The sequence below is a fragment of the Spirosoma endbachense genome (assembly GCF_010233585.1).
GTDB lineage: Bacteria > Bacteroidota > Bacteroidia > Cytophagales > Spirosomataceae > Spirosoma > Spirosoma endbachense.
In genome coordinates, this window is sequence record NZ_CP045997.1 from 8,578,682 (window position 1) to 8,591,707 (window position 13,026).

Here is a 13,026-nt window from a genome sequence, read left to right on the forward strand (position 1 = left end):
ACCCATAAATGTTTACCTATAAAACCAGGTGATTTCATAGGACCGTGCGGGTTTACCCCAGCTTTCGCCGGGCTATCCCCCAGTATGAGGCAGGTTGCTTACGCGTTACGCACCCGTTTGCCACTGATCTTGCGATCCGTTCGACTTGCATGTATTAGGCCTGCCGCTAGCGTTCATCCTGAGCCAGGATCAAACTCTCCATCGTAAATATTATGTGTCTCACTTGCGTGAGACTGTCTTGTTCAACCGACGACCGAAGTCGTATGATTGAGTTATCGTGTGCTGACCGTTTGTCAAAGAACTTGGCGCCAGACCCGTTGGTCGAAGCGTTGTCGAGAAGCGATTACCCGTGGGCAGTTGATCTCGTCGTGTTTGGGAGTGCAAAGGTACGCTGCGTTTTCCCGATTGTCAAGTAAAAAGTGAAAATAAATTTTTGTTTTGTTTTCGTTCTTTTTACCCGTAATGCACTGATCGACAAGTGATTAGCTTTATTTTTCAGTGTGTTCCCGTTGTTTGGGAGTGCAAAGGTAATTGACTGTTTTGAGTTTGTCAAGTAAATCTGAAAATAAATTTTATCGTTGATTGTCAGACCCTTACACCTAATCGATTGATTGTCAGCAGCTTTCGCGTTTGCTTTCAACTGATTTCCCTGATTTGGGACTGCAAAGGTAGGCCACTTTAGGGGGTTTGTCAAGGCCTGGGTTGAAAATAGCGGGGGAGTCACCAACGAATCGTTGGTAACTCCCCCCTTTTCAGCCACTTACACCACTGAACTATTTTAAACTTTTTTCAGAAGGTGATTCTTTTTCCCTTTTGAAACCAAAACATAGCGGTCCTGGAGCCATTCTAACGCAACCGAAGCCGCCGGATCAGACACTTTCGTTTTATTTATACTGACTGCATTTTGTGTAATCGCCCGCCTGGCTTCACCTTTTGATGCATATACTTCACCTCTACTGGCAACTGAAAGTAAATCCGTAATGTCTTTACTATTGGCCAATTCATCGGAAGTTATTTCAGTTTGAGGAACACCTTCAAAAATAACGTCGAACTCGTCGGCCTGGATGGATCGAAGCATGTCGAGCGTTGCCTTTCCATACAACACTTCGGAAGCCTTTACGGCCAAATCATATCCCGCCTGCGAATGAATACGGATGGTTACGTCCTTTGCAATCGCTTTTTGCAGGATTCGTAGATGCGGTGCTTCTGCATGCTGACGTTCCAGCTCTTCAATTTCTTCGCGCGATAGAAGCGTAAAGACGCGAATCAGACGCGGACAATCGGCATCAGTCGTATTCAGCCAAAACTGGTAGAACTGGTAAGGTGATGTTAAAGCTGGGTCAAGCCAGACATTACCGCTTTCTGACTTCCCGAATTTAGTGCCATCGGCTTTGGTCACCAGGGGGGTGGTCAAGGCATACGCCAGATGCTCCTCCGAATGGCCTGCCGCACCACCCTCTTTTCTACGGATTAGTTCTGTACCCGTGGTTATATTTCCCCATTGGTCAGAGCCTCCCATCTGTAGGCGAACATTCTTATTTTTATATAACCAGTAAAAGTCGTAACCCTGCAATAACTGGTATGAGAATTCGGTGAATGAAATACCCGTTTCGAGTCGCTTCTTCACCGAATCCTTCGCCATCATGTAATTGACGGTAATGTGTTTTCCTGCTTCGCGGAGGAATCCCAAAAACGAAATTTCCTTGAACCAGTCGTAATTGTTAACCATTTCAGCCGAATTGGTTCCGCTTTCGAAATCAAGAAATTTGCTCAATTGCGCCCGTATTCCTTCCTGATTTCGGCGTAACGTCTCTTCAGATAAAAACTCGCGTTCGGCAGCTTTACCCGATGGATCGCCAATCATACCGGTGGCTCCGCCAACCAGCGCAAAGGGTTTGTGACCGGCCCGCTGAAGATGGACGAGCAACATCACGGTAGCAAGATTCCCGATATGGAGCGATGCGGCTGTTGGGTCAAAGCCAATATAGCCCGCCGTCATTTCTTTCTGGAGTTGTTCTTCAGTGCCAGGGGTCATGTCGTTCAACATACCCCGCCAGCGGAGTTCTTCGATAAAGTTCATAAGAGAGTGAAATCGTACCGCCGAAGCGGTGTGCAAGAGTGAAAGAGCGGTTTGAGAAGGCGTCAATTGTTCGCACTGGCGCACTTTCGTTCTTTAAAGGTTGCAAAATTAGTGTTTTACGGCAAAAGCAATGACGAGTCGCCATAACTCAGGAAGCGATAATCGTTGTCGAGTGCTTCCTTATATACTTGTTTCCAGTCGTTCCCAATCAGTGCGGCTATAAGCAGAATCAGTGTCGAGCCAGGCTGGTGGAAATTCGTCACAATTCCTTTACACAGTTTGAACCTGTAACCAGGGGTGATGTAGATGCCGGTATGGGCAACAATCGTTTCCTGATTTGTAACCATCAGGTAGCTCAGAACAGCCTGAAGCGCTTCCTCAACGATTGGTTGCTGATCTGGCGTAAGTTGGTAAGCATAATGCTGGTCGAGGGAAAACGGTTCGGGATTGTTTGCCAACAATTTTGCGCCCATCCAGTATAAACTCTCCAGGGCTCTCATTGAGGTCGTACCGACAGCAATCACCGAATCGAGATGACCTAACAGATTTCGTAGATTCGTCTGGGTATATACAACCTGCTCCGTATGCATGTGATGCTGAAGAACATTAACTGTTTTTATTGGCTGGAAGGTGCCCGCACCCACGTGCAATGTCAGGTAGTCATGCTCAATACGGCGTTTGGCGAGTTGGTCGAATACGTCAGTCGTGAAATGCAATCCGGCGGTTGGCGCAGCGACAGCTCCCTCCTGCTTTGAGTATACGGTTTGATACGTATCCCGATCAGTATCGGTCGCGTCGCGTTTCAGATAGGGCGGTAACGGAATTTCACCCGCGTACTGAATGATCTGAGCAAATGTAAATTCGGCTGGTTGCCAGAGTAATTGAACAGCCGACTGCTCGTAATCATACCAACTGGCCGAAAGTACTACACTTCCGCTTGGCGTTTCAAGCGTCATTTCGAGTATTTCGGTAGGTCGCCAGCGTTTCCGGTTGCCGACCATTCCCTGCCAGATAGCCTCGCCAGTCGCTTCCATTGCCAGAGTAAGGGGTAGTGCCCCCGTTTCGGAATTTCCGGAGAATGGATTCAGCAAAAAAAGCTCGATGAGCGCACCAGTGGGTTTCGTAAAATGCAGCCGTGCCGGAATGACCTTTGTATTATTGAATACAAGAAAGCTATCGGCAGGTAGTAAATCAGGCAGGTTGGCAAACCGGTCATGACTGATCTGCCCCTTTCGATAAACGAGTAGTTTCGATGCATCGCGCTGAGGTAACGGAAAACGAGCAATACGGTCGTCGGGGAGATCGTACTGAAACTGACTCAGCAATAATTCTTTTTGTTCAGTCATCGTCACCCGGTTTCATGAACAAACGAATCGGTAAGGCGACCAATACAATAACCAGAATAGCCGTACTGAGTGGCAAAAGCCAGGCATAATCAACGGCTTTAATGGCGCGGTCAGAGCGATTAACCAGCGACAGAACGATCAGCTCCAAGGCCAGGACCGTATTGATGGCCGCCATGAGTGCGTAGAACCAATTGCTGAAAACTTCGTTTAATTGCGAACGATGTGTGGCCCAAACTGCTTGATTGGGAACAGGGATACTAGCTGTTGGAAGACGAAGAAACAATCGGGAAATAGCTCTAATCATTGTGTTGTTGATCAGAAAGATGGCAACGGCAATGTAAAAGATCGTTTCACGATCAATGGTTTGAAGAGGCTGGTTTGAATCGTCGAAACGAACGACAACTTCGCCGGGATACGAGATATAGCTGTTAAAAAGTGCGAACAATAATCCGAGAATGGACATAATACGCCAGGTCCGGACAAAAAAGATACTTGCTTTCATCTAAAAAGAGTAATAGAGCGGACGAATGAACAAGCCCATAACTCATTCCCTGCAATCAGCTCGTTAAAATCAGGGCGCAAAGGTACGGCCCGAATGGGAAAATCTGTTAGTTTAGCTACCTCACTCAGTATATTATATGAATTACACAATGCGCTTATTGAACACGATCCCTGCTCCAGTGGCAGCGTTGCTCGTTCAACGTTCGTTGTGGCATTCGTTATGTCAAGATGAAGATTTACACAAAAACGGGCGATAAAGGTCAGACTGGCCTGATTGGAGGGCGTCGGGTGAGCAAGGCCGATTTACGCATTGATGCATACGGCACAGTCGATGAACTGAACTCCTGGATTGGCCTGGTACGCGATCAGCCCATCAATACCAGCCAAAAAGATTTATTGAAAGAAATTCAGGATCGGCTTTTTACGGTTGGAGCCGAACTGGCGACAGATCCGGAAAAAGCAATAAAGCGAGCCATGCCTGCCATTATTGCTGAAGATGTTGCTGCACTCGAGCAGGCAATGGATTCGATGGATGCTGAATTGCCGGAACTACGGGCGTTCGTTTTACCGGGCGGGCACGAATCGGTGTCGTTCTGTCACCTGGCCCGAACCGTTTGCCGTCGGGCCGAACGATTGGTTATTGGGCTAAATGATGAATCACCAGTAGATGATTTGGTATTGCAATACCTTAACCGACTATCTGACTATCTGTTTGTCCTCAGTCGCAAAATGGCGCAGGAATTGGAGGCTGAAGAGGTAGTCTGGAAACCCAGAACATGATTGTTTAAGACCACTAAAAAAAAGTTGTCTTGACAACTAAATTAACTCAATCTATTTTTTTAGCTTTGCCTCAGGTGGTGCTTATCCCGCCTAACTCATTAACCAATACCCTGATTATGACGACGGACGTCTTGCAAATTGAATTGCGGAAAGCGGAACGCTCCCGGATTCAAGAGGTAGATTTTAATCATCTGCCTTTCGGAAAACATTTCTCGGACCACATGTTTGTGGCCGATTTTATTGATGGTCAATGGCAGAATCAAATGATTGTCCCATTCGACAATTTCACGCTAAGTCCGGCTCTATCGTCGCTCCATTACGGTCAGTCTATTTTTGAAGGCATGAAGGCTTTCAAAAATGAATCAGGTGAGGTAATGATGTTTCGGCCTTACATGAATTTTGAGCGCATGAACGAGTCAGCCAAGCGTATGTGCATGGCCACCTTGCCCGAAGAAGTGTTTATGGGCGGCCTGGAGGCTTTGCTGCGCGTCGATGCGGACTGGGTTCCTACCACGCCTGACAGCTCGCTGTATGTTCGCCCGTATATGTTCGCAACGGATACCTACCTGGGTGTTGCTCCATCGAAGACCTATCGTTTCTGCATTTTCACCTGTCCGGTTGGTGCTTATTATTCGAATCCACCGAAATTGAAAGTAGAAACGGAGTACATTCGCTCGGCTCCGGGGGGTGTAGGGTATGCGAAATGCGCGGGCAACTACGCCGGATCGATGTACCCAACTTTGCTGGCTCAACAACAGGGTTATGATCAGTTGATCTGGACCGACGCTCGTGAGCACAAATACATTGAAGAATCAGGCACGATGAACATCATGTTCATGCTTGACGGTAAATTAGTGACCCCGGCCACATCTGATTCCATCTTGAAAGGTGTTACCCGCGATTCGATTTTGCAGATTGCCCGCGGTTGGGGTATTGACGTGGAAGAGCGCTTGGTATCGATCGAAGAAGTGATCAGCGGTATTGAAACTGGTCGGTTAACCGAAGCCTTCGGTGCCGGAACAGCGGTGGGTTCGTCGCCCTATTCCCTGATTGGCTATAATGGCAAGGATTACATGCTACCAGAATTTGCCCCGGAAGAATCGTTTGCCGTTCGCGTCAGAAACTATCTGGCCGACCTTCGTACTGGTAAAGTTGAAGACACTTTCAACTGGATGCACACAGTATAATTCCTGAGTTCCCTACAACGTCGAAGCCCCGATCAGTTGGTCGGGGCTTCGGCGTTGTAGGCAAGACTTTCGCTTTGAGCCGTGCCACGGTTACTCGTGATGATCTAAAATAACCGTGGCACGGCTCGAAGCGAAAGTCTTGGGAGCAATACCATACACTATAATTTTCTTACTATATTTTATATTTTTATCACAAAACTCCTATTTAGCACGTCTATATCTATTCACACAGTTGCATTCGCTCAATTTGTATGATCCGGCTTACCTTCCTTTTCGGCCTCTTATCAGTCTTTTCTCTTAAAACGTATGGCCAATATGCTGTTTATCAAGACGATAAAGGCCAGGTTATGACAACGATGGATGTATATGGCTCCGCAAGAATAAATTCAACGGCTTATAATAAAGTAACGGTTCTGGGAAGTCCCTTCCTGACTTATCCCGTTTGGCAGGAAGGTAAAGTCCAACTGGACCGGTCGGGGAAAGAAATTAATTGCCGGTTAGCTTATAATCTGGTAACCAGTGAAATTTTGTGTCAGTTTGCCGGAGATTCGACGGTCAAGATTATTACGCCGGAACTATTCACAATCAAAGGAATTGAGTTTGTTCGCCAGCAGAGTAGTCTGGCGGGGATCAATTATTACCAGTATGCATCGATCGTTCACAACGGGCCGACGAAATTACTTAAAAGCTTAACGAAGCGGCTTGAGCCGATGAATAATTCCGAAATTATAAACAATAAACACAATAAGGATATTCTTAACTCCAGCATTTATCGAACTCAAACTAACTATTACATTCAGAAAGCAGCCGCCCGGCCCGACCTGATTAGCTTATCCAAAAAATCGCTTCTCGATGTGTTCTATGAGCAATCGGAAAAAATAGCGGCAAAAATTCCTGATAAGAACCTGACTTTATTCGAGGTAGTCGAAATCATTAACTATTACGATTCCCTGATGGCCGTAGCCCGGACAGCAACGTATCCATTGAGTCAGAATCCTTTATTTAATCAACTACTCCATTCCAAGATCAGTTATCCAAACTGGGTTGGTAATCAGGGAATTTATGGGCGCGTTTATGCGGGATTCGAAATCGATTCACTGGGCAAAGTTAGCCGTGTTGCCATCCTTAGCCCAGACAATGCCGGATTTGGATTTGCCCAACTCGTGCAAAATGCACTTGAAAAACTGCCCAATCTCGATCCAACCTATATCGGGAACTATGTGCTCCCCGTTACGTTCACCTTCACCAATTCCTACGAACAGGCAGGTCCACATATTCCTATTAATCGATTGTCTGCCGACCGAGTTGGCGATCGTATTGTTTTAGAGGAATTTGTTGTCCCTTATGTTGTTTCAAAAAAAGGCATTACCGGCAAAGAAGTTTGGGGCTATTACAGGTAAAAATCAGCGCGTTATAACCTTTATCTAGCCGAAGCCGTTATTACCCCACCCGCAGGAAGTATCTTTATTTTCAAGCCAAAATCTTTGCCTTTTGAGACATCTTTCAAGGTAATTGTTTCTCCTTTTGGACCAGTCCAGACTGTTCCGCCATTGCCCGGCTTCGAGGCACCATACCTGGCCGAAAAATAAGGAGCTAAATCCTTCTGATAATCAGTGACCGACTGACGACTATTTAGAAACAGGTCGACATCGATAGCCGACACTTTCTGATTTGCCTGATAATAGAGCATATCGGCCGATTCGAGGTTTTTAAATTCAATGGTGTAGCCGCTGTGTGTTGCATCACTTTCGAATGCTTCTCCTTTTTCGGTGGCCTTTACCTTACCAAAATCATCGCCGAGGTTAATACCTCGCCAATGGCTACTGGTTGTGAGGCCAAGATCGGCCAAACGACCTGTTGTTACGACATCTATTGCCGTTTCGGTAACGGAGGAAGTAACAGTAGTAGAATCACCTTCCTGACTGTCAGTTTTTTGCCGATTTTGGCAGTTATCGAAAGAAAATAGTAGAACGAAAGAGACAACGACAGTAAAATATTTATTCATGCTATTGAGATTGATTTCACAAAGTTAGCGCATTGGCTCAACATGTTGAAGGCTGTCTTTTCAGAGGTGATTTTATCCTGTTGGACCGAGTCTGACTGAAACAGTATTATATCAATTTTATATTTTACTAATCCGGGCAATCGACCCAAAAATCGAACTCAAAAACTTAAAATGGGTTCTTATCAGTATCCCTGATTTTAATAAATACTTATCGTTATGCCTTTTTCTTTGTTTGGTGCAGATAAAATCCCATTTGACAGCATACATAATCTAGAAAAAAATATACCGAATATAATCGTATGGGCAGTGCCGGTCATGTTGCTCTTTACGGCTATTGAAATGGCGGTCACCTATTACCAGGAACGAGATTTTTACGAAAAGAAAGAAACCATCGGCTCCATTCTGGTCGGTCTTGGCAATTTAGTTGTTAGTGCAGCCCTCAAGTTGGGGCTGTTGTATTTGTGTATCTGGGTTTACAACCTGTTGCCGTGGCGTATGGAGTTGCAATGGTGGACTCTTCTTCCCTGCTACATCATCTATGATTTTTTCAGCTATTGGGCTCATCGCGTTTCGCATGAGCAACGATTCTGGTGGGCTACCCATGTGGTTCATCATTCCAGTGAGCATTATAATCTGACGGTTTCCTACCGGTTGAGCTGGATTCAGCACCTGAAAATTATCTTCTTTTTACCAGTCGCGTTCATGGGATTTCATCCTGTTATTTTCTTTGTCACGAACCAGCTTGCTGTCTTGTTTCAGTTTTGGGTGCATACTGAATACATCCGGCGTATGCCAGCCTGGGTCGAGTACATTTTCGCGACGCCGTCAAACCATCGGGTTCATCATGGCTCGCAGGAGAAATACATTGACAAAAACTTCGGCGCCACATTTATTTTCTGGGATCGGATTTTCGGCACTTTTCAACCCGAAGAAGAACCCGTTATCTACGGCATTACAACGAATATTCCGAACAAGGCCAATCCGTTCTTCATCAATTTTCACGAGCTTACCGATATGGTTAACGATGTTCGGAATGCCCGAGGATTGCGCAAGAAACTATTCTATATTTTCGGTAGCCCCGTAAAAATTGCAGAAGAGAAAAAACGGTTGACGGAACAGGAATTAGCCGAAGAACGCATGGTAGCCTGATAAGCAGGCTACTGATTCTCCGTTACTCAACTCACTCGCTTTCCGTGAAGAAGCATATCGACCGCGTCGTTGAGTGACCCCGCTTTAGTGACCTGACCTGCATTGATGAAAAATATTTCATCGGCGCTTTCAATGGTATTCAGGCGGTGGGCGATAATGATGCGGGTTGTTTTTTCGGGCAATTTCTGCAGGATTTCATCTAAAAGCTTTTCGGTAATCGTGTCGATATTCGCCGTTGCTTCATCCAGAATGAGCAAATCAGGGTTACGTAACACGGCCCGCATGAACGCAATGAGCTGTTTCTGCCCCAGACTAATGGCATCACCACTCGTCTGGACTTTTGTCTCAAGTCCTTCATCAAAGCGTTCCAGCAGTTCTTCCAGATTTGCGTTATGAATGGCCTCGGTCAGCTGCGTATTTGAATACTGCTGATACTGCTCGTTGCCATACAGTATATTGTCACGAACCGTACCCGTAAACAAAAAGGGCTCCTGCAAAATAAAGCCGATCTTCTGAGTCCGCATTTTAGCACTGTAGGCCCGAATATCCTTTCCGTCGAGCAGCACGGTTCCGGTAGTTGGGTCATAGAGCCGGGCAATCAACGATGCGGTAGTGGTTTTACCGCCACCAGTCGGGCCAACCAGGGCGTAGGTTTTCCCACGTTCCAGATCAAAACTGATATTATGAAGTACTTCCTGGCCATTCGGATAACTGAATGAAACGCCCTGAAATGATAATAAGGAAGAGGTCGGTACCGTTAATGGATTCTCAACCGTTGTTAGATTCGTTTGTAGCGACAGAAGGTGAGCAATACGGTCCCAACCAGCTAATGCAACCTGAAAGCTTGCCCATAAGGTAGCCAATTGCCGAAGCGGATTATAGAAATTAGTGATGTAGCCCAGAAAGCTGATCAACAAACCGATCGTAAAGTAGCCGGTTGCAATCAGGTAGATACCGAACGTAAGCACAACGAGTTGGCCGAGGTTTGCCGAAATTCCATAAATCGGCATGTAAACATTGTTGGCTAAACCCGCCCCAACCGCCGTTTTGTAATTAGTCTGATTGGCCTCATCAAACCGTTTCCGGAAGTAGTCGCGTCGATTAAAAGCAATGATCACTTTGAAATTATTCAGGCTTTCCTGAATCTCAGCGCTCATGTCGCCAACGCTTTTCAAATTGAGTGCGTTCTTCCGCTTCACCCAGGCCGAAGTTGCCTTTGTAAATACCCACAGCAACAATGCAGGCGATAAGGCTGCGGCTCCGAGCGGTAAATTGATAAACAACAAAAACAATCCAGCCCCCGTCATCAGGAAAATACTGCTGACAAACTGCATGAGTGCCTGCGAAAAAAACAGATTCAGTTTGTCGGTGTCGTTGTTGACGCGTGAAATCAGGTCGCCTGCTTTATTCTGATTAAAAAAAGCAACGGGAAGCTCCTGCAATTTTGTAAATACAGCATTCCGAAGCTTAAATAACGTTCGCTGCCCTACTCCGCCCATTAACCGGGTTTGCATATACCCTGTCCCGAATGCGATTATATAAATCCCAAGCAGAATGGCCGCATTCGTCAGAACACCATCATATTGTTTAGTCACAATATATTGATCAATGGTTCGTCCAATGATTACAGGCCCAAGCAGGATCAGGCTCGAATTGATCAGAATCGCACCAAACGCCAGAATTAACGTCCGCTGTTCATCGTCAATGAGCGCCAGTAGTTTCCGAAGAGCTTTGTAAGTGGCGTTTTTTTCTTCTTTCTGTCCGACAAACTGATTAAGATCGTAGTTCATACTGACTTGTACTGCGTTGCGACTGGTAAATCTGAACGTATTCGGGACTACTACTCATCAATTCAGGATGAGTGCCTTTGGCGATGATTTCGCCTTCCATCAGTAAAATAATCTGCTCATAATCTTCAATGGAAGCGATCTTTTGCGTTACTGAAATCAGCGTTAAACCGGGGTAGTTCTTCTGAATATTCTGCACAATTTTCTGTTCCGTATTCGTATCGACACGAGCAGTAAAATCGTCGAGCAGCAGTACTTTAGGATTAAGTGCCAAAGCACGTGCCAGCATAATCCGTTGTTTCTGACCACCCGAAAGGCTGGCTCCCCGCTCAGAAACAACAGTTTGTAGTTTCTGGGGCAACGAGTCGATAAACCCGCGTAGTTCGGCCGTATCAATTGCTTTATCCAGCAACTCATCAGTGACGGTATCGCTAAACGCAATGTTTTCGCGAAGGCTCATATTGAAGATAATACTATCCTGAAAGACGAAGCCGACTTGCTGGTGAAATGTGTCTTCATTATACTGATCAATCGGCTGACCATCGTACTCAACGCTACCCTCGGAGGTGTTAATAAGGCCCGTTAATAGATACAGTAGTTGACTTTTGCCAGCTGCTGTTGGACCAACAATAGCCGTCTGGGTGCCTGCTTTCACCGAAAACGAAACGTCTTTTAGAGCAGGTTTCCCGTCATAGTTAACCGCAACGTCTCGTACATCAATATCACCGGCAAGTGCGCGATCAATTGTCCCAGATTTCACTGTTTCAGGTGCTTGCAGAACCTGATTGACCCGCTCATACGAAGCCGACGCCTGTGCAATGACGTTGCTCATAAAGCCGAGCATGATGATCGGGAAAATCAGCAGTGACAGATAGCTACTGAACGCAGCAAAATCACCCAGTGACATACTGCCTGTAATAACAAAGTGTCCACCCAGCACCAGAATGCTCAGCGCGGCCATGTTAGCCGTGAAACTAATGACAGGAATCAGGGCCGCAAACAGGCGTAAAATGGCTAATCCCAGATCTTTGGCATCTGTATTAGCCGCCAGAAATTTATCGTATTCAAGCTGTTGCGAATTGATAACCCGGATCAGGGCTGAGCCCAGAACGCTTTCATTGATGACTTTATTCAGCCAGTCGACAACCTCGCGGCTCCGTTTAAACAGCGTTCGCACTTTACGCATCAATACGTAAAATGTAATGCCCACAATAGGCACGATAGCCAGCACGGTTAAACCCAGTTTCCAATTGATGCTCAGCAGCAGAATACTTGCTCCGATGATAATGCATAATGAGGATACGATCGAGACAACGGCTTGTGAAACAAATGTCTTGACCGAGTCAATGTCGGAGGTCAGGTTCGTCAGTAAACGGGATGGGTTAGCCTGCTGGATATACGCAAAGCTCTGGCGCGAAATTTTATCGGCCAGTTGCGTTCGTAAATCCTTCGCCACCCGCTCAGACGCGTAGGTTTGAATGATGCTTTGCAGGTAGGTAAAAACGAAAATGAATAGAGCAGCCGCCAGAAACTCAATAACTATGGTTTTCAGCACAAATTTCCCGGCTGTGTACTCATCAATACCGTGCGAGATGATCATTGGCAATAAGAGGTTCACCCCGTTGCTGATCAGCGCAAACAGGATCAACAAAATGATCATTCTGGAATACGGCTTTAGCAGGCTCAGCAAAGGAGAAGGAGCCTTTTTAGGCGCTTCCGGTTTTGGGGTAGCTTTGTCCATGATGGTTGTATTCTCCGAAAATAGGAGTCGTTGGCTGCGAATCAACGACCGCCCAAAGGTAGTCAGATAAACTAGTTTGTGGATTAAAGCCGGTCGTTTTTAGTTAGCCAGGTTTCAGATACAAATAAATAACTGGCTTAAGGCAAACGAGTAGTCAACAACGATTTTTTGATTCCACTACCAATTACGTATCTATATTATTTAAGCTAATTTATTTGGACATAAATTACTGACAATCAATATCATAAAAGACAATTCAGCAGTTCTAAGCGAATAAACCCGTCGATTTTGCCATCTTGAACTCCTTTTTTGTGCTTAACAATTGATTAGAATTAACTGAAACTAAAGTAGGTTTCGGGTAAGAATAGCTTTCTCTAGAACCAGCATTGGAATGCTGAAGGGTCAGGCTGACCAGATAACCTAAGCTAATCAGCAAAAATACCTTTTGAG

General features: G+C 45.8%; 10 protein-coding genes. 4 read left to right on the forward strand and 6 right to left on the reverse strand.

The window, feature by feature from the left end; genetic code table 11:
- Positions 1–778: 778 nt before the first annotated feature.
- The 3 genes from tyrS to GJR95_RS34815 form a co-directional block, all read right to left on the reverse strand.
- The gene (tyrS, locus tag GJR95_RS34805; RefSeq protein ID WP_162390236.1) at positions 779–2,080 is read right to left on the reverse strand and encodes a tyrosine--tRNA ligase; all 1,302 of its coding nucleotides are present in this window, start codon (positions 2,078–2,080) and stop codon (positions 779–781) included.
- Positions 2,081–2,196: 116 nt separating this feature from the next.
- Positions 2,197–3,426, reverse strand: coding sequence for an S-adenosylmethionine:tRNA ribosyltransferase-isomerase (locus GJR95_RS34810; protein ID WP_162390237.1), 1,230 nt, complete (start codon positions 3,424–3,426; stop codon positions 2,197–2,199).
- Positions 3,419–3,928, reverse strand: coding sequence for a hypothetical protein (locus tag GJR95_RS34815; protein ID WP_162390238.1), 510 nt, complete (start codon positions 3,926–3,928; stop codon positions 3,419–3,421). The genes GJR95_RS34810 and GJR95_RS34815 overlap by 8 nt, the downstream gene beginning before the upstream one ends.
- A 227-nt stretch (positions 3,929–4,155) precedes the next feature.
- Between GJR95_RS34815 and GJR95_RS34820 the strand changes: the two genes are divergently transcribed.
- The 3 genes from GJR95_RS34820 to GJR95_RS34830 all read left to right on the forward strand — a co-directional run bounded on the left by GJR95_RS34820 (position 4,156) and on the right by GJR95_RS34830 (position 7,294).
- Positions 4,156–4,707, forward strand: coding sequence for a cob(I)yrinic acid a,c-diamide adenosyltransferase (locus GJR95_RS34820; protein ID WP_162390239.1), 552 nt, complete (start codon positions 4,156–4,158; stop codon positions 4,705–4,707).
- A gap of 116 nt (positions 4,708–4,823) precedes the next feature.
- On the forward strand, positions 4,824–5,894 hold the full coding sequence (locus GJR95_RS34825; protein WP_162390240.1) for a branched-chain amino acid aminotransferase: 1,071 nt from the start codon (positions 4,824–4,826) through the stop codon (positions 5,892–5,894).
- A 251-nt stretch (positions 5,895–6,145) separates the two neighbouring features.
- Positions 6,146–7,294: a hypothetical protein gene (locus GJR95_RS34830; protein WP_162390241.1), complete on the forward strand. Its 1,149-nt coding sequence runs from the start codon at positions 6,146–6,148 to the stop codon at positions 7,292–7,294.
- A 20-nt stretch (positions 7,295–7,314) separates the two neighbouring features.
- On the opposite strand, the gene GJR95_RS34835 is transcribed toward GJR95_RS34830, so the two are convergent.
- On the reverse strand, positions 7,315–7,899 hold the full coding sequence (locus tag GJR95_RS34835; protein WP_162390242.1) for a hypothetical protein: 585 nt from the start codon (positions 7,897–7,899) through the stop codon (positions 7,315–7,317).
- A gap of 216 nt (positions 7,900–8,115) precedes the next feature.
- Here GJR95_RS34835 and GJR95_RS34840 point away from each other — a divergent pair, with 216 nt between their 5' ends.
- Entirely contained in the window at positions 8,116–9,048 is a 933-nt protein-coding gene (locus GJR95_RS34840) for a sterol desaturase family protein (protein ID WP_162390243.1), read from the forward strand.
- Between the two features lie 26 nt (positions 9,049–9,074).
- Here the strand turns inward: GJR95_RS34840 and GJR95_RS34845 are convergent, their stop codons facing one another.
- Positions 9,075–10,838, reverse strand: a complete 1,764-nt coding sequence (locus GJR95_RS34845) for an ABC transporter ATP-binding protein (protein ID WP_162390244.1) — start codon at positions 10,836–10,838, stop codon at positions 9,075–9,077.
- Positions 10,822–12,576, reverse strand: a complete 1,755-nt coding sequence (locus GJR95_RS34850; RefSeq protein ID WP_162390245.1) for an ABC transporter ATP-binding protein — start codon at positions 12,574–12,576, stop codon at positions 10,822–10,824. Before GJR95_RS34850 ends, GJR95_RS34845 begins: the two co-directional genes overlap by 17 nt.
- Between the last annotated feature and the right edge of the window lie 450 nt (positions 12,577–13,026).

Excerpts from the sequence above, each read along its gene's own strand:
- GJR95_RS34820 (WP_162390239.1), top strand. The coding sequence starts at position 4,156 with ATGAAGATTTACACAAAAACGGGCGATAAAGGTCAGACTGGCCTGATT.
- GJR95_RS34815 (WP_162390238.1), bottom strand. The coding sequence starts at position 3,928 with ATGAAAGCAAGTATCTTTTTTGTCCGGACCTGGCGTATTATGTCCATT.
- GJR95_RS34825 (WP_162390240.1), top strand. The coding sequence starts at position 4,824 with ATGACGACGGACGTCTTGCAAATTGAATTGCGGAAAGCGGAACGCTCC.
- GJR95_RS34845 (WP_162390244.1), bottom strand. The coding sequence starts at position 10,838 with ATGAACTACGATCTTAATCAGTTTGTCGGACAGAAAGAAGAAAAAAAC.
- GJR95_RS34830 (WP_162390241.1), top strand. The coding sequence starts at position 6,146 with ATGATCCGGCTTACCTTCCTTTTCGGCCTCTTATCAGTCTTTTCTCTT.
- tyrS (WP_162390236.1), bottom strand. The coding sequence starts at position 2,080 with ATGAACTTTATCGAAGAACTCCGCTGGCGGGGTATGTTGAACGACATG.
- GJR95_RS34840 (WP_162390243.1), top strand. The coding sequence starts at position 8,116 with ATGCCTTTTTCTTTGTTTGGTGCAGATAAAATCCCATTTGACAGCATA.
- GJR95_RS34810 (WP_162390237.1), bottom strand. The coding sequence starts at position 3,426 with ATGACTGAACAAAAAGAATTATTGCTGAGTCAGTTTCAGTACGATCTC.
- GJR95_RS34850 (WP_162390245.1), bottom strand. The coding sequence starts at position 12,576 with ATGGACAAAGCTACCCCAAAACCGGAAGCGCCTAAAAAGGCTCCTTCT.
- GJR95_RS34835 (WP_162390242.1), bottom strand. The coding sequence starts at position 7,899 with ATGAATAAATATTTTACTGTCGTTGTCTCTTTCGTTCTACTATTTTCT.